This is a genomic window from Paenibacillus ihbetae (assembly GCF_002741055.1).
In the GTDB taxonomy this organism is placed as follows: Bacteria; Bacillota; Bacilli; order Paenibacillales; family Paenibacillaceae; genus Paenibacillus_AQ; species Paenibacillus_AQ ihbetae.
In genome coordinates, this window is sequence record NZ_CP016809.1 from 5,173,866 (window position 1) to 5,198,838 (window position 24,973).

The 24,973-nt window shown below is 44.2% G+C and carries 28 protein-coding genes and 1 pseudogene; 21 read left to right on the plus strand and 8 right to left on the minus strand.

The features are described from left to right. Positions 1-32: 32 nt before the first annotated feature. The 4 genes and pseudogenes from BBD41_RS30350 to BBD41_RS23160 form a co-directional block, all read left to right on the plus strand. Positions 33-210 (plus strand): annotated as a pseudogene (locus BBD41_RS30350) (class I SAM-dependent methyltransferase); the annotation flags it as partial. 109 nt (positions 211-319) lie between these two features. Continuing rightward, positions 320-745, plus strand: a complete 426-nt coding sequence (locus BBD41_RS23150) for an NUDIX hydrolase (protein ID WP_099478854.1) — start codon at positions 320-322, stop codon at positions 743-745. Between the two features lie 139 nt (positions 746-884). Beyond that, entirely contained in the window at positions 885-1,475 is a 591-nt protein-coding gene (locus tag BBD41_RS23155; protein WP_099478855.1) for a hypothetical protein, read from the plus strand. Between the two features lie 43 nt (positions 1,476-1,518). Next, positions 1,519-2,361, plus strand: coding sequence for a phosphotransferase (locus BBD41_RS23160; RefSeq protein ID WP_099478856.1), 843 nt, complete (start codon positions 1,519-1,521; stop codon positions 2,359-2,361). Positions 2,362-2,686: 325 nt separating this feature from the next. Here the strand turns inward: BBD41_RS23160 and BBD41_RS23165 are convergent, their stop codons facing one another. From BBD41_RS23165 to BBD41_RS23185, 5 genes are all read right to left on the minus strand, one after another. After that, complete coding sequence (locus BBD41_RS23165; RefSeq protein WP_099480754.1) at positions 2,687-3,034, minus strand: YkgJ family cysteine cluster protein; 348 nt, start codon at positions 3,032-3,034, stop codon at positions 2,687-2,689. Positions 3,035-3,402: 368 nt separating this feature from the next. Continuing rightward, positions 3,403-4,104 (minus strand): ABC transporter permease, encoded by a 702-nt coding sequence (locus BBD41_RS23170; RefSeq protein ID WP_099478857.1) that lies wholly within the window; start codon positions 4,102-4,104, stop codon positions 3,403-3,405. Between the two features lie 12 nt (positions 4,105-4,116). Continuing rightward, complete coding sequence (locus tag BBD41_RS23175; RefSeq protein ID WP_099478858.1) at positions 4,117-5,070, minus strand: osmoprotectant ABC transporter substrate-binding protein; 954 nt, start codon at positions 5,068-5,070, stop codon at positions 4,117-4,119. Further along, complete coding sequence (locus tag BBD41_RS23180) at positions 5,067-5,732, minus strand: ABC transporter permease (RefSeq protein ID WP_077567406.1); 666 nt, start codon at positions 5,730-5,732, stop codon at positions 5,067-5,069. Before BBD41_RS23180 ends, BBD41_RS23175 begins: the two co-directional genes overlap by 4 nt. Position 5,733: 1 nt before the next feature. After that, complete coding sequence (locus BBD41_RS23185; protein ID WP_099478859.1) at positions 5,734-6,897, minus strand: ABC transporter ATP-binding protein; 1,164 nt, start codon at positions 6,895-6,897, stop codon at positions 5,734-5,736. A 686-nt stretch (positions 6,898-7,583) separates the two neighbouring features. Here BBD41_RS23185 and BBD41_RS23190 point away from each other — a divergent pair. Beyond that, a complete protein-coding gene (locus tag BBD41_RS23190) occupies positions 7,584-8,054 on the plus strand; it encodes a GNAT family N-acetyltransferase (RefSeq protein WP_099478860.1) in 471 nt (156 codons plus the stop codon). A gap of 298 nt (positions 8,055-8,352) precedes the next feature. Here the strand turns inward: BBD41_RS23190 and BBD41_RS23195 are convergent, their stop codons facing one another. Continuing rightward, positions 8,353-9,027 carry a TetR/AcrR family transcriptional regulator gene (locus tag BBD41_RS23195; RefSeq protein ID WP_162292793.1) on the minus strand — a complete coding sequence of 225 codons (675 nt, stop codon included), beginning with the start codon at positions 9,025-9,027 and terminating at the stop codon, positions 8,353-8,355. Positions 9,028-9,183: 156 nt separating this feature from the next. Between BBD41_RS23195 and BBD41_RS23200 the strand changes: the two genes are divergently transcribed. The 6 genes from BBD41_RS23200 (at position 9,184) to BBD41_RS23235 (ending at position 15,557) form a co-directional block, all read left to right on the plus strand. Continuing rightward, positions 9,184-10,893, plus strand: a complete 1,710-nt coding sequence (locus BBD41_RS23200; protein ID WP_099478862.1) for a DHA2 family efflux MFS transporter permease subunit — start codon at positions 9,184-9,186, stop codon at positions 10,891-10,893. Positions 10,894-11,639: 746 nt separating this feature from the next. Then, the gene (locus tag BBD41_RS23210) at positions 11,640-11,969 is read left to right on the plus strand and encodes a hypothetical protein (RefSeq protein WP_099478864.1); all 330 of its coding nucleotides are present in this window, start codon (positions 11,640-11,642) and stop codon (positions 11,967-11,969) included. 74 nt (positions 11,970-12,043) lie between these two features. After that, the gene (locus BBD41_RS23215; RefSeq protein WP_099478865.1) at positions 12,044-12,574 is read left to right on the plus strand and encodes a hypothetical protein; all 531 of its coding nucleotides are present in this window, start codon (positions 12,044-12,046) and stop codon (positions 12,572-12,574) included. Between the two features lie 53 nt (positions 12,575-12,627). After that, the gene (locus BBD41_RS23220; RefSeq protein ID WP_077567397.1) at positions 12,628-13,140 is read left to right on the plus strand and encodes a ClbS/DfsB family four-helix bundle protein; all 513 of its coding nucleotides are present in this window, start codon (positions 12,628-12,630) and stop codon (positions 13,138-13,140) included. Between the two features lie 12 nt (positions 13,141-13,152). Beyond that, a complete protein-coding gene (locus BBD41_RS23225; protein WP_099478866.1) occupies positions 13,153-13,659 on the plus strand; it encodes a GNAT family N-acetyltransferase in 507 nt (168 codons plus the stop codon). 713 nt (positions 13,660-14,372) lie between these two features. Further along, positions 14,373-15,557, plus strand: a complete 1,185-nt coding sequence (locus BBD41_RS23235; RefSeq protein ID WP_099478868.1) for an alanyl-tRNA editing protein — start codon at positions 14,373-14,375, stop codon at positions 15,555-15,557. A 206-nt stretch (positions 15,558-15,763) separates the two neighbouring features. On the opposite strand, the gene BBD41_RS30575 is transcribed toward BBD41_RS23235, so the two are convergent. Continuing rightward, positions 15,764-15,847, minus strand: coding sequence for a putative holin-like toxin (locus BBD41_RS30575; RefSeq protein WP_220687457.1), 84 nt, complete (start codon positions 15,845-15,847; stop codon positions 15,764-15,766). A gap of 274 nt (positions 15,848-16,121) precedes the next feature. Between BBD41_RS30575 and BBD41_RS23240 the strand changes: the two genes are divergently transcribed. From BBD41_RS23240 to BBD41_RS23250, 3 genes are all read left to right on the plus strand, one after another. After that, complete coding sequence (locus BBD41_RS23240) at positions 16,122-16,469, plus strand: DUF4260 domain-containing protein (RefSeq protein ID WP_099478869.1); 348 nt, start codon at positions 16,122-16,124, stop codon at positions 16,467-16,469. An 84-nt stretch (positions 16,470-16,553) separates the two neighbouring features. After that, entirely contained in the window at positions 16,554-17,012 is a 459-nt protein-coding gene (locus BBD41_RS23245; RefSeq protein WP_099478870.1) for a hypothetical protein, read from the plus strand. Between the two features lie 79 nt (positions 17,013-17,091). After that, on the plus strand, positions 17,092-17,694 hold the full coding sequence (locus BBD41_RS23250) for a hypothetical protein (protein ID WP_099478871.1): 603 nt from the start codon (positions 17,092-17,094) through the stop codon (positions 17,692-17,694). A gap of 141 nt (positions 17,695-17,835) precedes the next feature. Here the strand turns inward: BBD41_RS23250 and BBD41_RS23255 are convergent, their stop codons facing one another. After that, the gene (locus BBD41_RS23255; protein ID WP_099478872.1) at positions 17,836-18,804 is read right to left on the minus strand and encodes an LCP family protein; all 969 of its coding nucleotides are present in this window, start codon (positions 18,802-18,804) and stop codon (positions 17,836-17,838) included. Between the two features lie 420 nt (positions 18,805-19,224). Here BBD41_RS23255 and BBD41_RS23265 point away from each other — a divergent pair, with 420 nt between their 5' ends. The 7 genes from BBD41_RS23265 (at position 19,225) to BBD41_RS23290 (ending at position 24,968) form a co-directional block, all read left to right on the plus strand. Beyond that, positions 19,225-20,139: a Nif3-like dinuclear metal center hexameric protein gene (locus BBD41_RS23265; protein WP_099478873.1), complete on the plus strand. Its 915-nt coding sequence runs from the start codon at positions 19,225-19,227 to the stop codon at positions 20,137-20,139. A gap of 79 nt (positions 20,140-20,218) precedes the next feature. Further along, positions 20,219-20,356, plus strand: a complete 138-nt coding sequence (locus BBD41_RS30710) for an Ig-like domain-containing protein (protein ID WP_157929331.1) — start codon at positions 20,219-20,221, stop codon at positions 20,354-20,356. A gap of 267 nt (positions 20,357-20,623) precedes the next feature. Beyond that, entirely contained in the window at positions 20,624-21,187 is a 564-nt protein-coding gene (locus BBD41_RS23270) for an HAD-IA family hydrolase (RefSeq protein ID WP_099478874.1), read from the plus strand. 29 nt (positions 21,188-21,216) lie between these two features. Further along, positions 21,217-21,723, plus strand: coding sequence for a DUF6933 domain-containing protein (locus BBD41_RS23275; protein ID WP_077567387.1), 507 nt, complete (start codon positions 21,217-21,219; stop codon positions 21,721-21,723). Then, positions 21,720-22,187 carry a DUF2691 family protein gene (locus BBD41_RS23280; protein WP_099478875.1) on the plus strand — a complete coding sequence of 156 codons (468 nt, stop codon included), beginning with the start codon at positions 21,720-21,722 and terminating at the stop codon, positions 22,185-22,187. Before BBD41_RS23275 ends, BBD41_RS23280 begins: the two co-directional genes overlap by 4 nt. Before the next feature lie 44 nt (positions 22,188-22,231). After that, entirely contained in the window at positions 22,232-23,230 is a 999-nt protein-coding gene (locus tag BBD41_RS23285) for a serine hydrolase domain-containing protein (RefSeq protein WP_099478876.1), read from the plus strand. 193 nt (positions 23,231-23,423) lie between these two features. Then, complete coding sequence (locus BBD41_RS23290) at positions 23,424-24,968, plus strand: response regulator (protein WP_099478877.1); 1,545 nt, start codon at positions 23,424-23,426, stop codon at positions 24,966-24,968. The last annotated feature ends 5 nt before the right edge of the window (positions 24,969-24,973 follow it).

The following is a 24,973-nucleotide window of genomic DNA, read 5'->3' on the forward strand; positions in this document are numbered from 1 at the left end:
CAAATATAGTGTTTATGAAACCAACAGCGCGGTCTCATCCTATCCACAAATATGTTGTGGAAGAAAATAAGAGATTTGTTTTTAATGCATTATTTCGATGAATCGTGGTATTCGGTTTCTCCTGATTTTTGCTAAGGGGACCTAACCTTATCTGACCGAAAACTATCAACCTATATCAATGCGTTGGCGAAAGCAGAGTTTGTCATAAAGGCGAGAAAACTTTAGAAAGTAGAACAGCCGTGCGAACAAAGAATAGAGGGATCAAAAAACAGCATTTGTTCGTTGGTTCCTATTCATGGAATGTAAAGGAGCGAGAAAAATGAGTCCGCCGAAATATATCCTTTCCGCTGCAGCTATTGTCGTAAATGATAAGAATGAATTATTACTAATAAAAGGACCCCGAAGGGGCTGGGAGATGCCTGGCGGTCAAGTAGAGGAAGGAGAGTCTTTAAGTCAAGCTGCCATAAGAGAAACTAAAGAAGAATCCGGAATCGATATTGAAATTGTTAAATTCTGCGGCATTTTTCAGAACATCGGGAATTCCATTTGCAACACATTGTTTTTAGCAAAGCCCATTGGAGGAGAATTAACGAGATCCGAAGAAAGTTTGGAAGTAGGGTTCTTCCCGATTGAGGAAGCGCTTCGTAAAGTAGAATGGAAGGATTTTAGACAACGTATCGAGTACTGCTTGAAACCTGAGTTACAACCTTTTTGTGTTGAGTTTGTGGATAATAACAATATTTGAGGATAAAAGCTGCGAGGGACGTATCATCTAACAACACATTTACGATTTCTGCCGGCTTCGCTCCCTTTGGTTCACGAAAGATAGCGAGGTTCGTGGAGGTAAGAAAAGCTCTCAGAAAAACCATGTAAAGGAGATAACCATGGGATCTAGAGTCATGCATTATTGTATAACTGCACGTCTTGCTCAAGAGTTACAGATTGATGATGACCAATTTTACTTAGGCGGCATCGCGCCTGATGTACATAAAAATATGAATGCCCCAAAAGCAATTTCTCATTTTGTGAAGACTAATAATGACGGGCAAATTACAGCAGATTACCTTGGATTCAAGGATAAGTATCTGAGTTCTATGAATGAACCATTTTACCGCGGATACTTCTATCATTTAATATCGGATGTTATTTGGGTCGAAGACATTTACAACAAGAAAATCAAGTGGCTACCCCAACCCGATAAGAAGGAAGCGCAGTTAAAGTATTATCGAGATTTTTGGAGACTAAATGGAAAACTGATTGACCATTATTCCGTCGCTTATAGACCGATGGAAGTCAAGCCCATAGAGATTGAAGAGATTGATTATAAATACCTCCCAGAATTAATAAAGGATATTGAAGTTGATTTTGCTAAGAAAGATGAGGCGAAGGAGCAAGAATTAGAGATTCTTGATTTGAAAGAAGTCATCGAGGTCCTTGAAAGAACCGTTAGGGAATGTGTTGCGATTTCGAGGTAAGGCTCGTATTTACTGATAACATGAAATCTAAGGGGATTTCCACGTGAGTGTTAAATCATCTAATGAAATAATTAAGGAGATAAGCGAACATATAAATAAAACATTTGGATTTAAGGTCCGGGATGCTATTCCAGTACTTATGGGCTATGCTAACTTGAAATGGAAGGTTCATACTGGCGATGAAGTGTTGTTTGTTAAACAATATAACGAAGTACGATATCCGGAAGAATTATTAAGTTCTGTGGAAGCAGCACTAGGTCTACAAGATCTATTACATTCAGAAGGAATCCCTTGTCCGAAACTCTTTTCGGAAAATGATTTATTCATTCAACGCACACCATCAGGTGAGAGATTTATTGTAACTGAATATTGTGAAGGTGAATTAGTCAAACCAGGCGAAGTCAACGCGGATCAAATGTACCACCTTGGACAGATCGTAGGTAGAATGCACAAAATACTGTATTCGAAAGCGCCCCAATCATTGACACTACATTGGAAACCAGAATCAAAAGAAGCTAAGCTCCAGAAGTGGGCTAAAAGTTGGCACGAAGCAGTGGGACAAGCGGCGGATAAGTATGTATCCGCTTTAGAAATCCAAAGGAAAATTATTGACGAAATCGATCTCGATTTATTTAAGTCATGCGAGAAGGGATGGGTTCATTGGGATTTGTTTGTAGACAATCTATTATTCCATGATCATTGTGTTTCATCAATATTAGATTTTGATAGGATGCATTATATTTATCCCGAGTTTGATATTTCACGGGCCATTCTATCCGGCACGCTATTGAACGGTAATATCAATATGGAATCAGTAAACGCGTTTATCTGTGGCTACATCGAAAGTATGCCAATAACAGTAGACAAGTTCGTTCTATCAAATTAACATGGTGGAAAGAATGTTCATGGATCAATATAAAGTCTGAAAATCATAGGACCTTAAAAAGGTTTGTTGATGAATTAATCTGGGTAGGAGAGAACTGGACGAGGCTCGAGGAAATATTTCAAGAAATTGAAGTCACTCGATGCTAACCACTAATCAGGGCATCCAACCCGGCACGGAGCGTCAACCGAAAGAAAAGGCGTCTCGCAAGATCGTGATTCGCTCCCCTCGGCGATAGAAATAATAAAACCTGGTGTCGTAAGGGGAGCTTCGCAATTTGGTCGAAGTATCGATAACAATTTTGTGGAATCGCCCTAACTCCTCAATTTCAATCAAAATCCTTCCAAGTAAAATCCACGCTTAATAGACCGATCGGATGTTCGTTAGCTTCGTATTTTTGGGTAGAGGCCGTTTGGGGGCTTTTAAAGCAGACCAAGTTTTTATAAAAACCGAATGCTTTGCAAATGGATGGCCGTACCGAATGAATGCCGCATCGATCATGTCGTTCATCAAAAAAGATGCATGTTCCGGGAAAACGCTCCTGGTTTCGTAATTCCAAACGTTGTTTAGCAGGCATTTTCCGGATGGCCTTTTTAATTTTCACTCGTTCTTGTTGAGTAATCGGAACAGGTCCGCAGCACATCCCTTTACAGCCTTTACAAGGCAAACTCTCCATCTCCATCATCTCCATTCCGTTGTAATCCCTAGCGTTCAAACATGCAGACACAACAAAAAAAGCCTTTAGATCGGCTCAAAGAATGGCTCTTTAAGCGTTCTAAAGACTATAGTCGACGTGTGCCTATATGGTATATTATATCATTTTGTTTAAATTCTTAGCAAGGGTTGAACAATTCCCGTTCAATATTCTAAACTCATTGAAGGGTCCGAGCCATCACTATGACATGCTCAATCTGTTGATATCATATTCAAGTGATGTCACCCAAGCGGAGCATCCGATACCCGAAAGAAGGGGCCTCCCGCAAGATCTTAGATCTTTTCAGGACACCCCGTGTAGTTGTAATGCGCTTTTACATTTATCAACCATTAAGCCGGCTTCTGTGCTTTCGCAGCTGATGGAGGCGCACTGTCTGATTTTCGCTTGGCCAGATCCATTTTACGCTGCAAAATTCCAAGCACAAGATCCGCAACAATCGCCAGCACCGCGGCGGGAATAGCGCCTGCAAAGATTCGCAGGGAGTTATTGCTGTTCAGTCCAGCATAGATTTCCCGCCCCAGCCCGCCTCCTCCAACGAGGGGAGCAATCGTGACTACGCCGATGGCAATGACGGCTGCAATGCGCAGGCCCGACATGATATACGTCAGCGCGAGCGGAAAACGCACCTGGACCAGCAGTTGGAAGGGGCTCATGCCAATGCCTTTTCCTGATTCTAGGTAGCTGGCCTCCACCTGTTGTAGCCCAACATACGTATTGCGTGTAATGGGATTCAATGAGTACAGGAAGAGTCCAACCATGACCGTTGTCGTTCCGAGACCCATCCATAACATGAGCACCACTAACATGGCCAAGCTCGGCACCACCTGAAGGATGTTGGTGATAAACAAAATGATCTTGGCTGCCCATTTGCTTTTGGAGCAAAGGATGCCCAGCGGCACGCCGACGATGAATGCCAGTCCCAGCCCGATAACGACCATCATGATATGCTGGAGGAAGTACTCCCAGAGCAGCTCCTGATTTCGTGATATATACGACAAAAAGTCTGCAAATGTTAAATGTTCACTTTCCATGCTTACCCTCCTTTAGCTGTTCAAGAGCCCCTGCTCTTTCAAGTACGCGATGGCGACCTCCCGCTCGCTTTTCTTCTCAATGTCCACCTGATAATTAAGCGATATCATCGTATCCGCATCCAGGCGACCGATTAAAGGCGCTATTGCCTCCTCAATTTCAGGATGCTTTTTCAAAAGGTCTGAGCGCAATACCGGGCTTGCATCATAAGGAGGGAAGAATTGCTTGTCATCCTTAAGGGTTTGCAATTCGTAGGCTTTCAGCCGGGAATCCGTCGAGTAGGCCAGCACGATATCCACCTGCTGATTGGCTACCGCGCTGTATACCAGACTGATCTCCATGGGGAAAACCTGTCCGAATGTAATGTCATACGCTTTGGAGAAGGCCGGATATCCATCCGTGCTTCGCTCCAGCCACGTGGTGTCTACTCCTAGCTTCATGTTGGCCATGTCTTTTTTGACATCGGAAATTTTGGTATATCCATTGGTTTCGGCAAGATCCTTTCTTACGGTAAATGCGTAAGTGTTCTCAAAACCCAACGGGTTCATCCAGGTGAATCCCAAGTGTTCCTGAAACCCTTCCTGCGCTTCCTTCAAGACCTTGGCGCGGTCTTTGCTGCCGCTGATCGGGAAATGGTTGTTGAAAATCTCACCGGTATATAATGTTGCCATTTGAACGTCGTTATCTTTCATCGCATTGATGACCAATGAACTGGATGCCAGATCCGGGATAATATCCACGTTGAGATCGGTTTGGTCTTCAATCAGAGCTTTATACATCTCGGCAATAATCTTGGTTTCGGTAAAGGTTTGCGTCCCGATTGTCATATCGCTTTGAATTCCGCATGCAGAGGTAAAAGAGGCCAGAGCCAGCATGCAGGCTAACATCGGGATCCACTTCAGCTTGTTCAGATTCATCACGCCTTCCTTGTTCCGTCCGGTTCGCTGTTTACGGCTGATGTGACTCATACCGCAGCGTCCCGGGTCTGATTCTGATGGTAGTGCTTGCTAAGCCAGCCCTCAAGCAGGCCAAGCAGTGCGTCGGCTGCTAGTGCCAAGAGAATCGCACCGATGCCGCCTACGAATATCATCTCGGGCTTGTTCACCCCAAGCCCCGATACGATAAGCTGGCCTAACCCGCCAGCGCCAATCAGCGAAGCCAGCGTTGCCCAGCTGATGATATACACCGTCGTAATGCGGATGCCGGACATGATGTAAGGAAGCGATAACGGAAGCTGAATTCTCAAAATCGTTTGAGCAGTGCTGTATCCCATCCCCCTGGCCGATTGAAGCACGCCTTTATCCACGGAGTGAAATCCGTCGTAGGTATTCCGCAGGATCGGCATCAGGGAGTATAGAAACAGGGCTAGTACGGCCGGCTTCATGCCGATGCCGAGCAGCGGAATCAGAATCGCGAGAAGCGCCAGGCTCGGAACCGTTTGAAACAGGTTTGCAATAAAAAAGACGATGCGATTGATCCAGCCTACCCGGTTATACACGAGCAGAATGCCGATCGGTACGGCAATGATCGTTCCCAAAAGCACGGCAGAGGAGGAGAGGACCAGATGCTGCTGCAAAGCCTTCAGGATATCCGGATAACGGTCCGTGATGAAGCTCCAAAATGCATTCATTTCACTCACCCTCTCCGTTTTGCTCCGGAGGAACGATCGTTGGATATACCTCTGCCAAATGTTTAACGACGCTGCCTCTTGTAATGAGTCCGAGGAACCGGTTGTTGCTGTCGACTACCGGAAGGTTGCTGAGCTGATGGCTGTCCATGATCTCAATGGCCTGGGCAAGCGTGCTTCCCGAAGCCACGGAATAACGAACCGGATGCATAACATCCGCTACGGTTTTGCCTTCCTCGCCGTATTGGTCGAGCACCCGGTAGATCGAAACCGCTCCTTGAAGCTGCCGGTTACGGTCTACGATCAGCAGCGAATCGACCCGCTTACTTTCCATCATCTTGATGGCTTCCGCTAATCCTCGGCTTGGAAATGCCGTGACCGGATTCGTAATCATCACTTCATCGACAAGCGGAATTTCATAGGCGCTTTCGTTTTCATTTTGCAGGCGCTTCGAACCGATAAAGTCACGTACAAAATCATTTGCAGGATGCCGCAAAATGGTGTCCGGTCTGCCCGTTTGAATCACTTTGCCATCCTTCATCAGAACGATGGTATCCGCAATTTTGATCGCTTCATCCATATCATGCGTCACAAAAATAATGGTTTTATTGAGCTCCTGCTGAAGCCGGATCAGCTCATCTTGTAGCTGCTCACGGCTGATGGGATCCAGCGCGGAGAACGGCTCATCCATCAGGATGATGTCCGGATCGGCTGCAAGCGCACGTACGACGCCTACACGCTGCTGTTGACCGCCGCTTAGCTCGGATGGATAGCGTGTGCCATACGTTGCGTGGTCCAGTCCGACCATGTCGAGCAGCTGGTTTACTTTTTGTTCGATTTTATCTTTATCCCACTTCTTCAGACGCGGAACCACTCCCGCGTTCTTGGCGATATTCATATGCGGAAATAATCCAACGCTTTGAATGACGTAGCCGATATTGCGCCGCAGTTCAACCGGATTCAATCGGGAGATATCCTTGCCATCAATGAGTACTCGGCCAGACGATGGGGTGTTCAGCGCATTGATCAGCTTCATGGTTGTCGATTTGCCGCAGCCGCTCGGTCCGATGAGGACGGTAATTTCCCCTTTTTTGAATTCAAGATTAATGTCTTTCAAGGCGTGAAAGCCATTATCATAAACCTTGTTCACACGCTCCAGTACTATCATTCAATCGCCCCTTTACAAGCAGTATCCATATTATGCGGAGCATTTGGCATATCATCCCATGGGGACCCAAAATTCGTTGTGGGGGATTACAATATCAGAGTGCTGTAGAAGGCAACAGCCTTGTTATGTAGAAATAGAAAATAAAGCGAATGAGTTAGCAAAAACCACAATAATGAATACGATTAAACATATTTCAAAAGGTGGAAACGGATCAATGAGGAAGCCCGGAGGGGACTCATAATGCATGCAGAGCCCAATAATCTTCGTTATGGCATTGACTTATAGCGAACAGATTCCACCTTTATCTGCAGGTTAGCTTTCCAACGGTATAATCCTTGTTAGATCCACTTGAAAATGTTGTTCAAGACTGTCATCCCCTGGCCGTATACGGGTCAGCACATATCTCCTACACGAAACTCTGACATGCCTGAAGTCAGTCAGCGATGTCCTAATTGCACTGTCTCCCCAGCCCAATGGATCTAAGCAAAATGCGTAATCCAACAACGTTTTCCCCTAAGGAATAGGTCCGAATGCCCGCAATGCTATGTTTAATACCAATACCCATTTAGCTTTGGAGTGAAACGAGTAGTTCGGAAGATGCGTGGCTTTTGGTGGTTGGGGTTTAGATGGAGATCTATGTGAATACAATGCAAAACAAAACCTAAACCGAAAGAGAGTTGTTTTGTGTGATCAAACTAATTCCTACGACGAGAGAAAATTGGAAAGAAGCGCTAGCGCTAAAAGTACAGACCCATCAAACTCATTATGTGCCTCCAGTAGCTGTGTCTCTAGCCAAAGTACATATTCGGCCAGATGGCGATGAGAATGAATATTTACCATTTTGCCTATATAATCCGGAGAATCGTTTAGTGGGATTTGTCATGATTACAGTAGATCAAACTACCACATGGTCGTATTGGATGAATGGTTTTTTGATTGATCGAGACTATCAAGGAAAGGGATATGGGAAGGCAGCAATAGATTCCGTAATTAGATATATAAGGGGGAATTATCCTCATAGCAAGTGCTTGAATTTAACGGTTTGTTCAGATAATAAAACGGCCAGAAGACTCTATGAAAAAGTTGGTTTTTTTGAGACAGGTGAAGTTTATGATAACGAAATCGTGTATAGATACGTTTTTAAAACAGATGGGTAGGTTCGTGAAGGTTTTTATGTGAAGTACAATGGATTTAATTTGTATAAATATTATAGAAGGTAGTACTTCCCTTAGTATCGCCTTATAATCCGAGAGAAATAAGTAACAGCGGGGATACCCGTCTGTTAGGGTGATCATTACACCATGAATGAGAACGGATAACCTCATATTCCTTTTGTTCGAAGGGGATATAGTAGTTCGTTACGTTTTACCTGCTGCATCCTGTTACCTATCCAAGCAATAAAAGCTGCCCCCAGCTATGCGGGCAGCTTTTCCTATTTCCAGAGGCACTCCCTCGCTACTCATCCATAGATTGTCCGAGCTCTTCGTTCTGCCTTTCTTGCAGAGCTTCCTGCGGCCACAAATAAGAGTGCAGCATATCGATCGTTTCTTCAATCAAACGCTCCCGGCTGATGCCCGTACCGCCGAAAGCTACGGCTTCCACCACTCCATGCGCTGCCAGAATAAGAACCGTCGCCGCCGCGTCCGGGTCCTTGAGTTGAGTCTCCTGCTGCCAGGAGCGAAGCAGCCGGGCCGTAAACTTATAGAAGAACCGCATCTCCTTGTCCGCCATGTCCTTAATCTCAGGATAAGACAGTGCCATGATGTCCATTTCCCGATGAAAACCGATGTCCACCTCGTGGGCTTTAATCATGATCTCGATCACGTCCCGGATCAGTTCCCGCTTGTTCTGGCTGGTATTCAGTTGAAGAGCGCCGTGACCTCGGAGAATCCCTGTGAATCGTTCATGGAAGAGAGCCAGCGCGTCTTTGAAAATTTCCATTTTATCCGTGTAATAGGAATAGACACTGCCAACAGCTACATTCGCTTCCTTCGCGATTTCCTTTGTATTCGTGGCGTGGAAACCTTTCTCCGAGAAGAGTTTCATGGCCGCCGCAACGATCTTTTGTTTCGTTTCCATGCTTCGCTGCTGCTGGGGCACGCGGGTCTTATCCTGATCTTTCTCTGCCATTTTCATCACCTACGCCTAATTGTATTTCTCCTCCTTGTCCAAAGTCAACGAAATTATGAGTCATAGTTCACATTTTTATTGACAAAAATGAACTTTAGTTCATATAATCCGATTAAAACGTGAACTAAAGTTCATGTTAAAAAGGAGAGGGTTACTTTGTCTAAGCTTACCGGTATCCGCCGCGGGATTGCATTTGCCGCCATTATCTTGGGGTACTTCATGGCACTCCTGGATACGACTATCGTTAACGTCACCTTGCCGGAGATGACCCGGCAATTCAACACCGCCTTGGACGATATGTCCTGGATTGTTAATGGTTATAACCTGGCCTTCGCCGTCTTCTTGATCACGGCCTCCCGAATCGCGGATCAGTTCGGTCGCAAGCGTCTTTTCCTCATTGGTACAGTGCTGTTTGTCGTTACTTCGATTCTGTGCGGACTATCAACCTCTGTCGAAACGATGGTCTTCTACCGAGTCTTGCAGGGCTTGTCTGCAGCGATTGTCGTTCCGGTTACAATTCCCTTGGCAGCTGACTTGTTTCCGAAGGAAAAACACGGCATGGTCCTCGGCATCTGGGGCGCCATCTCCAGCCTGGCGGCTGCCAGCGGACCTACCTTGGGTGGCATTTTAACGAATTCCATCGGTTGGGAAGCTATCTTCTTCGTGAATGTCCCTATTGGGATAGCTGCCATCTGCCTGGCAATCCCGTTGATCCGTGAATCCTTCGACACTTCCGCGGGACGGAAGATCGATTGGCTGGGCGTGTTGACCCTATCTGCCGCGATGTTCTGCATAACCTACGGATTGATTAACGTGAGCGAATGGGGCTGGGATTCGTTGGAATTTATCGGGTACATGGCTGCTTTTCTCGTTTCTATAGTTCTGTTTTTTATCGTTGAGCTTCGTACGTCTGTGCCTATGCTGCCCTTGTGGCTGCTGCGCATACTCCCCTTCAACGGGGCAGTGCTCACACTTGTGATGATTGGTGCGGGCATTACTGCCTCAACCTACCTGATGTCGTACTTTCTAACCGGGATTCTGGGCAAAAGCATCCTGGAAGCAGGGATCACCATCTCTGCCATGTCACTTGCTTCAATGGTGATTTCCGCAATAACCGGGGGAATGTCCAACAAGTATGGCAGCCGCTGGTTTGTCACCGCGGGAATGGGGATATTAGCTCTGTCTTTCTATCTGTATGGATCGCTGAATGCGGCATCCACCGAATGGAGCGTGGTCTGGCGGCTGATCTTGACTGGTGTGGGCATAGGTCTCTCGGTCGCTCCCGTGATGGGCGCTTCCATCCGCAACGTGCCTGAAGAGAAGATCGGCATCGCCTCGGGTATCATGAATATGTCTAGAGCGATCGGCTCAGTTCTGGGCGTAGCTATTTTGGTTTCTGTGCTAAATACGGCGTTAAGCCATTACAGTGGGGAGGCTGTGAACAAAATAAAGCTGCAAATCGAGAGCAACGCCGACCTCTCGGCGGAGGCCAAGGAGGTCATCCTGGAGCAGGTGGGGCGTATGGTACAAGAGAAGTCCTCAGCCGGTGCTAAGAACGCCGAGGGGGCGGTCCTCCTTCAACTGGATACCATGGAGAAGGCTCTATTGTCCGAGGCGGATGAATCGGTAAAGCAGGAGCTCCAAGCTGCTTTCACGCAGCAGCGGCAAGAGCTGGGGCAGCAATTATCCCAGGTGAGCACGGATTTGCAGGATGCGTTCGTTGCCTCCTTCAGTCGGACTTTCCATGCGGGCGGATGGTTTTTGTTGCTAGGGATCCCCTTTGCGCTGATTTCTGACCGTCGAGTAGGAAAGCGTCTAGCGATCGAGCCGTCTATAAAGGACTTCGCCGCCGAGAAAGATGCATGACGGTAGAGTGGTCTTGACGGAAATGAGTGGATCGTGAAGGATCTGTCGGCTGCAGGAGATAGGTTTTTGGACTTGCCATCGAGAATAAAGAATAAAGCAATTCAATGAGGGATCGGCGGCAGAGTCGATCCTTCGCTTTCGATTGGAGGTTACGATGAAACAAGGTAAGATCTATCTAATTGCAGCTTGTGTGTCCTTGCTAGTTCCAATCGTTCACCTTGGTTTTTTAGAAATCAGCACGAACATAAAAAATTCAAAACAAAATCACGCTCCAAATCCATTCGGTCAAGAGATCGTTATAAATACGGATACCACTGACGCCTTTTATTTATATTGGTATTCATATACGGCACTAGATTTCGTCCGTGATTACTTCTTGACATTGTTGGTGTTAACAGTAGGGCTTTTCTTATATCGGCGAATATTCAGAAGAGAGAAGAGGACTCGACTCACTTGCAATTGACATGTATTCTCGCTTCGGAGCTGCCTCGATCTACTCTCGGTCGCAAGGAAAATATAAAGGCGTCGATTTAAAGAAACATCAAATGTGGGAGAGTGTTCATTGAGACTATACTGTAACGGAAGGAGGGCTACCTATTAAATATAAATCAGAGAACACGATTGCCCATATCTCGTTGCATGACTGCATCATTGCATCAACCTCAACTGAAGGGCAGAATTTATCGGTAACATTTGAGCACATAGATGTTTTATCGGATCACCCTCTTAACTACACGGGGATGGCTATGTATTCTGGAGAAGCAACGTTAACCTTTGTGGATTTTGAAATTGTGGAGTCCATTTTATTTGATACTTCAGAAGTGAAGAATAAGAGAAGAATTGTTGTAGAAATAAATGCTCAAAAGAGGGAACTTCATTATTCTGATTTGTTAGTTGATTTTGAAGTGCTTAAGGATGAGGTACTCAATAAGGAGGGGAATTATCTATTTCATAGATTTGATGGAACAGCTTCAAAAAAGTACAATTCTGATTTTGGATATTGGGTTATCAAATACAAGAAACTGATTATGGAATGGGACGAATTAATAGATAAAGCGTGGTTTGAAGAAAGATAGGATTTTATTTCCCCCACGGAAAAAAGGCAAACTGCTTGATAAATTGAACGAAGCAGCAAGTACTGGAGGACGGCATGGGAAACACGATTTCATTACCCGTAAAATTCAATGATGCAGTTGAACCAATAAGTATGTCAAATGGGTTAACCTCCGTGTTTATTGAAGTTTTAGTTATTAGCGGTTCAATACTAGCGAATACAGATCGAGAAAAAGAACTGATTATCTGGCTAGCACAAAGAGATCAGTCCGTCGTTGGAATAGGGACCGTTGGCTTTGATATCGACGAAATGCCTTGGACGGTCAATTCCTTTGCAAGTGAGAAGGATTTTATGCTGCGAACGATTTCGCATGCGGCAAAAGGCTTAGGGTGGGAGAAATTAAGCTATGAACCACATCAAGACCGGGTTGTTCATGGTTTGAAGCGATTTGGCTCCATGATTCAGGCGTTTGATCAAGAAGATGTGAACATGGACAATTATATAGAGTGGGCAGAAATTGAAGAGGGTGATGATAACCCGACAATCCCAAGAGGTTACCCTAAATGTGAGCAACATAATATCTATTTAAGTTGCCATGGATGTATAATTTGTAATAATGGAAGTTGATTGGGAGAGTAGAAGGGATTTGGAACCAAAGATAGGTGTAAGGAGTTATTTAGATGCCGACATATGAAAATAAACAAGCGCTTATTGATGAAATTGTGAGAACCTATCATTTACTTGATCAAGAGTTCGACGCCGTGCCTAAAGATCGTGAATGCTATCGAGTTGAAGAGGTAGACCGGACTCCTCATGAAATGCTTGCCTATCAGGTAGGCTGGCTGACCTTATTATTAAGCTGGGAAAGGGATGAATTAGCTGGCCTGGAAGTGATCACCCCGTCCCCACTATATAAGTGGAATCAGTTAGGGCTGTTGTATGCGCACTTTTACGATACCTATGCCGGTAGTTCATTGCATGAACTGCGCGCGCTACTCCAACAACGCGTATTAGAGGTCTGTCAATGGATTGAGCAGCTCGAAGATGAAGAACTTTTCTCCCCAGGCACACGAAAGTGGGCTGCCACCAGCGCAAACTGGCCAATATGCAAATGGATTCATATTAATTCTGTTGCCCCGTTTAAAAGCTTTCGAACCAAAATCAGAAAATGGAAGAAAATTGTGTGCGTATAAAGGAGAATTTCTATGGTCTCAATCCAAGAAGTTGAATACGAACAAAAGTCTATCTTACGCAATCTCCTCGAATTATATAAATACGACTTTAGTGAATTTGATCCAGAAGATGACTTGAATGCCAATGGATTATATGAATATAAATTCTTGGACCATTATTGGACGGAAGACGGAAGATACCCATTTTTCATCAAGGTCGATGATAAACTGGCAGGGTTCGCTTTAGTAAGAATGCTAGGTACTGAATTCAATCAAAACATTTATAGTATGGCCGAGTTTTTTGTCATGAAGAAATATCGAAAACAAAAAGTCGGACAAACCGTTGCCCAGGAGTTATTTAATCGCTTTAGGGGCATTTGGAAAGTTGCTCAAATTGAGGCGAATCGACCAGCCCAAGATTTCTGGAGAAAAACAATTGACCGTTATACAGACGGAAACTATCAGGAAATACGAGAAGAGGGTTGGGAGGGCCCTATACAAACATTCTCATCGGCAGCGCGACATAATGATAACAAATAACGCATACAACATAAGACCCGGCCTAAGATCAAAGCTATCTAAGGACGGGTCTTTTTCTAATCGCCATATCGGTTTAAATTAGAGCGAGGTAAAGGCTGACTAAGCTGTAATAGCCGCGTGAATCCCAAATGTTTATCCAAAACAGTAAGAGGGAGAGGGTGTTTTGGAAGCGGATATGAACCAGAAGTATGAAATCAAATTTCCCTTATCGATGTATCTTCAAGTCATTTGTTATAGTATAGTTTCATTGTTGATGTTTATGCTGGTATTCATCGTTGATTCATATTTCCTTGCGGTATTTCTATCTTTCCTGATCTTGGTTCAAGTCGGAGGAATAGCTAGCTTAATCACAAGAATGCTTAGAAGAAACGTGAGCTGGAAATTACCCCTAATAAAATTCGGATCAATCGGAAGGAAGTCTCTAAGGAAGACATTGAAAAGATCATCATCGACGATTCTTTTACACAGAGCATTGGTATCAAGCGATACGGCAAAAGGTTAATTCCAATGGATTTACATTTCAGGTTCAGGAATAAGGAAGAGACTAATCTAGAGGAATTAACAGTGTGGGCACGTGAAAATGGAATTGCTGTAATTCGCGGGAAAATATTTAGATGGGTATAGATATTGGGTCCGTACATACTGAAGCGCTGTACTTTTATATAGGAAAATCAGACTAAAATAAATCATCCAGAATAGTGAGGACATAGAAGATGACAAAGAAGCTATATTACGAATCAGCCTATATTCGGGAGTGGGGGACGCGAATCACGCGCAAATGGGAGCGGGAAGATGGAGCTTATCTAGTCTTGGAGGAGACGGCCTTTTATTCGCACGGCGGAGGGCAGCCGTGTGACCTGGGATGGATCGATGCCATCCCGGTGCTGGATGTCGTTCTTGAAGAAGGAGCGATTTTGCATAAAGTGGAGCGTTTCCCTGAGAAGGAAGAGGTTCAATGTCGTTTGAATTGGGACCGGAGGTTTGACCACATGCAGCATCATAGCGGTCAGCATCTGCTGTCCGCCATGTGTTTGGAGGTATGCGAGGCGGAGACGCTCAGCTTCCACCTGGGCCAGGATTACGCCACCATTGATATCGCACGGGCAGACCTGTCCCCAGCCGAGATGATAATGCTGGAGCTCGAAGTCAATGATCAGATATACCTGAACCGGAAGGTGACGAGTTATTTTGTGACCCGTGAACAGGCAGCCTCCCTCCCGCTGGTAAAGCAGCCGAAGGTAACCGAGGATATCCGGATCGTTGAAATTGAAGGGATCGAATATAACGCATGCGGAGGCACCCATGTCTCAGCCACAGGTGAGATCGGCATGATCAAGCTGCTGAGAGCAGAGAAGCAGAAGGGACATTTGCGCATTTATTTTAAATGCGGTTATCGTGCGTTGAAGGAATTCAATGCCGGAATGGACATTCTAAACAGCCTATCCGCTAGGTTCAATACCTCGAAGGAAGAGATTTTGGACCGGATTGTAAAATGGGATCAAGAGCAAAAGCAGCTCCAGACGGAATTAAAAGCCGTGAAAGCCGAGAATGATGCCTACCTGGCCGAGAAGCTATTGGCTGGACGTCAAAGCGGCCTGATCAAGCATGTGTTTGCGGACAAGCCGCTGAAGGATATGCAGAACCTGGCGGCCAAACTCACCGACCAAGCGGACGTTATCGTGCTTTTTGTGTCCAATGCGGACAACAAGGTGCTCCTTGCTAAAGGGGGAGAGCGCGAGCTCGCCTGCGGTGCGTTCTTCAAGCAGCATCTAGCTGATTATAATGGCAAAGGCGGAGGAAGCGACAACATGGCGCAGGCCGGTTTTGCCACTGAAGAGAATGCGATGGCGTTTTACCATTTCGCGGCGCAGTCATTGTCATCGGTTGAAGGGGGATAAGGGAATTAAGGGGCGGATTGTGATAATAAAATGAACAATAAAACGCAAGAAATAACCCCTATAAATATGTTATAAAATGAAGTATACTGAGGTAAGAATAAGTAAGGAGTCGTGCGGGAACACGACTCCAGTGTACAATAACTGCATAAAGAGCAGTCGGCCGCTAAGTGGTGGTCGAAATAGACCGTTACCTTAGGCAGGGCGGTCTATTTCTTTTTCATGTAGGTAAGAAGCGCCAAAATGAACATGCCGAACATGAACATTAAGGAAAGTGCGTCTTTGACCTCCATGGGCATCACCTCCCTTCCGGGAGAATAGCCAACCGCCCTTTTAGCCGTATATTGTACTCAAAAAATTATAACATAGTAGGATTGAGTAAGTACGAAAAAAACTATTTCTATTTAAATAAAAGAACAACCCTTGTCTTCTCAGGAGATAGATGAATATTCAGACAACACACGACCCGGCCTAAGATAAGAGCTATCTAAGGTCGGGTCTCGTCGTGGATGCCATGAAACGTTTTACGACAGAACGAAGCAAGTGAAACTATTTGAGGGGGACAATATGAATAAGAAGATCATAAGACTTGAAGGATTATTGGTTTTTCTAGCTTGTATTTATGCTTTTGTTCTCAATGATTATAACTTAATTTGGTTTTTTGTACTTCTGCTATTTCCGGATTTATCCATGATCGGATATATAAAAGGTAACAAAGCAGGTGCTGTAACCTACAATCTTTTTCATACATATTTATTAAGCGGATCTGTTTTAGTAATAGGGATCATAATAAAAAGCGATATTTTGATTCAGCTAGGAATCATTTGGACCGCACATATTGGAATTGATAGACTAATGGGGTATGGATTGAAATATCCAACGGATTTTAAAGATACGCACCTAGATAGGCTATAAGAGGTGCTTTATAAAAGGTACTGGTCATAATCTTGCGATTGAAGAGCCTAGTCATGTAAAACGAACACATGAAAGGAATTACGAATGAAGAAATATACTGAATTTTCTTTTTATCTGCCGTTTTTTGATTTGATCGATGATCCCGATGAGGGATCTCATTTAGAACAGTTAATGGGGCAGCTGCATATAAATTTCGATATAACTGCGTTATATCATCGATATCTTTCTTATGGAGCAGGAAAAGGAGATATTTTTGTGTTTTTCAAGGAAGACGATAGGGACAGCTTTATATTGATTGATTTGTTTAACGGCTTTACCGATCAGCATAACATGGTGAAATTAGGGGTTCGCTGCGACAGTAAGCTGGATGAGAAGATCAGGAACCTGCTATACGAGATATACTCCCAGGCAGAGCTCACGAGTAAATTTATCGAAAGTTATGATGATTTGCTCAAGCTTGAGATCTGCAGCGGGGATTATCCCAAAGAGATTCGGTATGGAGATTATACTTACATAAAAAACATTCATTATAACGCCATTTAGCGCTTTTTGATGCTGCAAGGCCAGTTCATGCTCGCTGGTTTCAGCTGCATGCATAAGTAGAGAATAGGCGGCCAAAGGGATGATGGGGATGTCAAAAATTCAAATGATAATAGAGATATCATCGGATAGCTCCAATAAACTCGTACCCTTACTAAGAAAATATACGGGTTTGGGAATAACCGATATCAAAAACAGACTGGATTCTAAACAATCATTACTTACCTTCAATTCTCTTGACGAGGATGATTGCAAGGTAGTCAACACCATTATTGCGCGTGCTCAACAGCTCGGAGGAGAAATCAAGCTGTTGGATGAAGATTTTAGCGAGGAGTTGTCGCTGGAGCATTTTCGAAACTTGCAAAATCAACATAAAGAAACAAGCAGATATCTTCAGGATATATCGGATCTGGAATGTTCCAAAATACGCATACAGATGAAGCGGGAAGCTTTAACGGATGTGGTAAATAGGATAAGCTCATTCACGGTAATTAACCACAACCAAGATCATATCGTAATGGAATCTGAGTATAGCAGCGAATTAATGGAGCTGCTCCAGAAAATCGTAGATCATCAGGTGGATGCAAGCATTTATCAAGTTGAAATGGATCAAGAAACGTTAGATGCCGAGGATAAAGTGAGTGCGCATGTCATTTTGGATACTTATAAGAAGTATTTTGAATAAATAGAAGCTTAGGGAACATCCCTAAGCTTCGTTGTCCATTACAGGAATCCGTCACATCTCATAAAAAGAAACATGCCTGTCAATCCCCAACAACACCGCTGTATTGATTGGTTTGAATCTCTATGCTGTGCGTCTTACGGATTATTCGTTCGCGCTCGTATCCGCATCAAATAATTCCTTAACATAGGCTTGGAGCTTGCTCTTATTCACGCCGAGCACCTGGGCATGTCCTACCTTTTCATTCGTTAACAACGAGAAAGGGGGAATCTGCTGCTCATCAATATGGTCCAGATCGAGATCGAAACCTAGAGCGGCCAGCTTCAGCATTTCTTTCGGGGATAAATCGGTTTCGATGTAAGGGCTGATGGATTCCAGAATGCCGGGAAGCTTGATCAGACCCGTGGTTGACTGCATTTTCTTAGCGATTTCTGAGATCAGCTTTCGCTGTCGCTCCGTACGTGCAAAATCCGATCGCGCTTCTTTCCGGAAACGCACGTATTGCAGGGCCATGGTACCGTCAAGATGCTGGTATCCTTTTTTTAAATCGATGTCGTATAGGTGCTGATCGGCTTTACTTGTGTAATACATATCCCGCTCTACTTCGATGTCCACCCCGCCAAGCGCATCCACGAGCGCGATGAAGCCGACAAAATCAGTATAGACGTATTTATGTATCGGAATATCCAGCAGCTCGCTGACGGTTTGTCTCGTTAGATTTGTACCGCCGTAGGCAAACGCCGAGTTTAATCTTCCTTTTCCATGTCCCGGTATGTCTACGTAAGTATCCCTAAGAATTGAAAAGAGATGGACTTTTTTCGAAACGGGATCGATGGATGCCACCAAAATCGAATCCGATCTTCCGGAGTCCTCCCCGCGGGAATCTCCTCCGAGCAGAAGAATATTGATACGCTCTTTGCCTTCCCATTTGGGGATCTCAATAGCCGGGTCTCCATTCGCGGACGGATTCGACGACGTTGTTGTTGAAGACCGGTTCGATGCGGTAGAGATACTGTTCGTAAAATGAACAATCGAATACAGGTAATATGATATGACGGCTACCGCACTAAGTAACAATACGCTCGACAAAATTTTTAACCATTTCTTCTTCATCGTTCTAGAACCATCCTAACCTTAATAAAATCGGTGCCACGGCACTTTAACAGATGATCTCGATCGGGACGAGTCCGTCACTGTAACATTCAGTACGAAGGAACATTATACATTTCGTTGGATGATTTCGTAATTGATTTACCTTACACTTTCCTTACAAAATCGTAATATAAGGAAGACAGGCACAATACAGTAGGCGGGTTGAGGACCTATAGTTAAATTCCGAAGAAGCATTTCATCATTTGCGTTCACCATCATTTGTTATGGGTGATTTCAAAGCTGATATGTTCTCGTTCAAGAGTTGATTTTTACAAGAAACATGGATACCAGCATTGCAAAGAACCAATGGAAAACATGTTTTGTGAGTAAAAAAGGGTCGGAATAAATTTTGAACAGAACAAAAAGGGGGTGCCGTAAAAAGTGGAATTGCTGCATGATGTACAAAGAAAACTTGATGTATTCTTTGACGTTTATCAGTTAGATAAAGATCCTGCTTTCAGCAGATTTATCCCCATGGTATATGATCCAATTGGTTTTGACTGGAAAGCAAAGTTTGAAGAAGATTTTACGCAGCGCTTTAATGGTCTAATGATGAAGGGAAGTCCGGAGCTCCAGCGGATTTTTTTAGCTTCTTTTCCGACGGATGAGATCCTATTGCAGTTTATTGAGGAAGCGGATGAAGGTGATCTTCTGTTTATGCATCATCCCATACCAATGGAGTGTGGTGATCCTCAAGGCGAGTGGGGGAGAGGTTTTTTGCCAATAACCCCGTCTCTTCTAGATGAGATTTCACGAAGACAGCTCTCGATCTACACTTGTCATGCGCCATTAGATTATAATCGTAAGATTGGTACAAGTATTTCGATTACAGAAGCACTCGGTGGCAAGATTGTAGATGAGTTCTGCCCGTATGGTAATGGATTCGCAGGGTTAATTTGCGATATTACTTTAACTAGCACGGATGAATTGATTGATAGATTGCTTCCGCTTTTTGAAATACCCTATGTGGATTTTGAAGGGAAAAAGCATAAACGCATTCAGCGAATTGCCATCATTGCTGGATGTGGGGATGTTGTTTCCGACATGAGAGAGGCTGAGCGCAAAGGCGCACAAGCATATGTGACAGGAGAAATCCATTGCCACATTCATAATGATTATGGAAAGAGCAAATATAACCGGATGAAGGAATATGTTGAAGAGACACAAATGTCTTTAATAGGTCTTTCACATGCAGCCTCAGAATTTTTTGTGATGAAAACCCAAATGCTGCAATGGATTGAGCAAGAAATGAATGTGGAAGTACAATTATTAAGACAGAGCAAGTGGTGGGTTTAGTAAAATGTCGTTATTTCACATAACAAAGCATTCCGGTGCATGAGTTTCGATTAATGATGGTAACAATACGTCTAACAAAATGCCCAAAGCAACTGCAAATAAGAGCGGCAATTTCACGGTGTCCATTAAGGCACAGAAGGCGGGGAGAAGTTTAACCGTCTATGCGACAGACGCTGCTGGAAACCGCGGTGCTGCTGCCAAGATCATTGTGAAGTAAACAAGAACAGGATTGGGACATCGGGTAGAACTCCGGTCGTTACCCAATCCTTTTTTTATCCTAATCGTGAGGAACGACCATGTACACATGAGGCTCATGCATACAATCCTATCGCCCTTCGCCAATGGGATGTATAATAATGGAAAGTTGAGTGGCTTGAGGGTTACGATGTATTACCTATGGTTTTAGTGGCCTAAATTAACCATGAATTGACGCACCCTGGCTCCGCTTCTATAAATCCACTACTTTTAAGGAGGATGCACGATCATAAATATCTTATGGGATTTCGACGGCACCTTATTCAATACTTATCCTGCTTATGCCGCAATTTTTGGAGACGTGATAGATGAAGAAAAGACGGAAGAGGAGATTCTGACCCATTTAAAGGTATCATTCACCCATGCTGTAAAGCACTTTAAATTAACCGAATCGCAAGTTTCGGAAATTTTTAGACGAGAAGAACGGCTGAAGCCTGAACAAACCCCGCCATTTCCTCATGTAGAGAACATACTATCAAAGGTAAATAAAAACGTTATAATGACTCATAAGCCTCGGAGGGAAGTGGAGTTTATTATTAAGCATTATGGGTGGGAACGATATTTTGTAGATCTCGTTGCAGGTGATGATGGGTTCGCGAGAAAGCCAGATCCGGAATCTTACCTGTATTTGCATAAGAGAAATCAAATTGACCTTGTTATCGGTGATCGGGAAATTGATATTATCCCTGGAAAGCTCTTAGGTATTAAAACCTGTTTATTTCAAAACAGTACGCCCGGAGCGGATTTTTATATATGGGATTATAGGGATTTTTTCGAAAGTACAATAATGTGAAAATATCCAATATAGAGAGGAGCAGCGAAATGATTATTTTAAGGCTTACCCAATCCTTATTGAAGGATATGAAGACAACTCCAATGGAAGTGAACAACGATGTGCCAAGCCTTTTTAGTTGGCATGCAAATATTTATCATTTAAATAAACGGAAACATATCGTCTTTGTAAATGATTTAACTCGATTGACTGTAATCATTGATGGGGTCAGAACGGGGCAATTAACGAAGATGCAAGAAAAATTCATGGAGACACTGGAAGAATACCTGCTGGCTGAGGGCATAGATTCAAGTAATATTACGTCTTTTCTCCAGAACGGTTCAGATATAACCATATCAAAAACTAATAATAGAAGTGTGTTAGGGACCATGAAGGAAGTTGCTTTTTTCAGTGAAGATGATTTTATTGATAACATTGCTCGAATGAAATGGCTAAATCGATTGATTTATAAACCTATAGCATACAAAAGGCCCATAAATTTGTTTAAAGAAACAATCAGTATCGAGTTTGGAGTTCAGAAAGGAACAGCCACATGATTAGAGGAATTAGCTTTGAAATACCAAATAAGTATGGCAGGTTCCTTGGAGATATTTTGAAGCCTTTTGAAACCGATGAATATAATTGGCTTGTTGGTGGTGAGGAAGCCTATTTCATCGTTGACGGTCAATTCGAGGAAGCGCTCTTTGCAGGGGCGGGTGAGATCTGGGATGGACTAACCTTAAAAAAGCTTCTGGAGGATAACGAATACTACATCATTTTTCAGGACTTGAAAGCCTTTCCTCAAGGAAAAGACATCGTAGATATAAAAACATATCAGGATTTTTTGAATAGTGATTGTCAGCTCGTGCTTCTGGTTGTGGATAGCTGTTTCGTGAGCATCTACTGTAAGGATAAGAAGATGGCTGAAGACCTATTTAACAATGCGAGGGATCGAGGATACGATCATGTTAGGTACATAACGGACGCTAACGATACAAGAACCGGCTTATCCGTATGGTGAAGAAAGAATGTGAACCAGATAATAAAAATATGAGGTGGAGCTCCATGCTAAAAAATGTAGACGAAATCGTTGAAGCGTTTAGTAAGGAAAATTATGTCTCGGGCAACCTGTTGATTTCAAGAGGGGGAAAAGAGGAATTTAGCCGGTCCTTCGGTCAGGCGAGCATTCAACTAGGGGTTCCCAATACGCTGGATACGAAGTTCCATATAGCATCCGTAACGAAGATGGTTATTGCCGCTGCCACCCTCAAGTTCTATGAGCAAGGGCTTATCGATCTTGAAAATCATCCTGGTAAATATATTGAGAAATTTAACGTTCTTCACCCGAAGATTAACATTCACCATTTATTGAGCCACTCGTCGGGGCTGCAAGATATTTACGGCGTGCCTAATTTGCGTTTTGAGATGAGTCGATTACAAGTGGAGAATCAAGATTTTATCGATTATTTAACGCGCCTTAAGCAGCAGTTTAATCCGGGTGAACAGTGGAGTTACAATAGTACGGGTTTTATCATGTTAGGATATATAATAGAAGCAGTGACAGGGATGAAGTATGAGGAAGTATTGCATACATGGTTCTTTGCCCCGCTGAAGATGAGCTCCACCGGCTTGGATAACCCGCGGAGGATAACCCCTGGACGAGCATACGGACACACGCTGGAAGACGGCAAAATAGCCAATGCCGACAACGATAAATTAAGCGATATTGAAGCACCGGGAGAGCTGTATTCTACCGTGCATGACCTGGACAAGTGGTGCGAGGCCCTTTTTAAAGGGGAGCTGCTTCAACCGGAAACTATGGATAAGATGTTCACACCCTATTATGTTACAAGCTTTGATCCGAATCTCAATTATGGATACGGTTGGTTCTTAGGGGCAGACTTTCGCTTGATCGGGGGAGGGACTCCAGGGTTTCGATCTGAAATTTGGTACTACCCCGCAAGTGATTTACGAATTATCATGTTATGGAATTACGAAAAGGTAAATTCCCATCAATTGTTTCATAGCATGAAGCCTGCACTGTTTGATATGCAGCAGCAATAGGCTCGCTTAAATGATGGCAGAAACTAAAATTTACCGGGTATTTCCTTTATTTCGATTATTGACGATGACGCTAATTCTCATATAGGTTGAGGGTAATGGATTTCCCTGTACTCAAGCTGTAAATAAATTAAACCTTAATCATGAGTACGCTTACAAATAAGCAGGACAATTCAACCTCGGGGGAGCGATATCGATGATGAATGTGCTTTTGGTGGATGACGAGCCGTGGGTAATTGAGGGGCTTCGCACGATGGTGAATTGGAGAAATTTCGGTTTCCAGATATGCGGCGAGGCTTCGAGCGGCTCCGAAGCATTCAGTATGATTCAAGAGCTTAAACCGGAGCTGGTTCTGACGGATATCAATATGCCGGTGATCAATGGATTGGAGCTGATCGAGCGCTCGAACCAAAAGCTGGCAAGACCGCCGAAGTTCGTCATATTGAGCGGTTACGATAATTTCGATTTTGCGCTTACCGCAATGCAGCAGCGGGTCACGGAATATTTGCTCAAGCCATTCGATGAAGAGGAAATTTTGGCAGTCCTGATACGCCTGCGTACGAAAATCCAAGAGGAGCTTAAAGCGGAGCAAAGCCATAGCCGCATGCAATTTTTGTTTACCAACAATCTATTGATCCGTTTAATTACAGGCGAAGACAACGAGTCACTTAAGCTGCAGGCTGCTCAGGCCCTTCTTCTGCAGAAGGATTCGAAGCTGCGGTGCGTTGTAATTGAAGCTTCCGGGCCATCCGTCGCCCTGGTCGGACGGGTTAAGAAATATTTCACGCAGAAACCCGATCGTATATTCGAGGACAGCGCGGGGAGGATCGGGGTGATTCTGCCTGATGATGAATTCCCTCCTTGCCGGGTACATGAGCTCAGCTTGCAGCTCTACAGGGAGCTTGAGGATCCGTCAAACCAGCCGGTCATCGTGACGATCAGCGGTGTTCTTCAAGGGATCGGCTCGATTCGAGAACTGTACTTGCAGGCGTTGGAGTTAAATAAATGCAAGCGCTGTCAGGGCAAAGACGGGGTGTATCATTATAGGGATGTACGGCAGGGCGGAAAATCGCAGGAGCTCGCAAAGGAGAAATTCAAGGAGCTTACGGAGATCGTGATGGCGTACCAGACTAACAAGATTCATGCCTCTGTTGAAGCCGCTTTGGACTCCGTGTTGGAAGGCATGCTTGATTTGAAAGAGGCCATGTCCCATGTGGCTGACCTGGAATGGAGTCTTTGCAGGCGGATCGGGGACATGAACGGGGATCCGGATGCTTTGATGAGAAAGCTTCACGACGGCCATGGCACCATCGACAGTTTCGGGAACTATTCCGCTTTGAAAACCTATGTCCTTGAACTTTGCTTGGAGGCGGCCGATATCCTGGCAAGGCTTGAGGCCAAGAACGAGAACAATACGATATTTCACGTGATTCAATATGTGGACCGGGAGTTCCGCAGCAAGCTTCAGCTGCAGGATCTGGCCAAAATGTTTCATATGAACACCGCCTATTTGGGCCAGTTGTTCAAAAAAGAGACCGGCAAGCCGTTTAATGACTATCTTAACGAGAAAAGAATCGAGGAAGCGAAGCGATTGCTAAGACGCACCCAAATGAAAATTTCGGAGATTGCGCTTCAGGTCGGATATCCGAACACGGACTATTTTATCATCAAATTTAAATGCCTTACAGGAGTGCTGCCATCGGCGTACAAGCAGAAAACCGAGAGGGAGCCGGCTGATTGAACGGC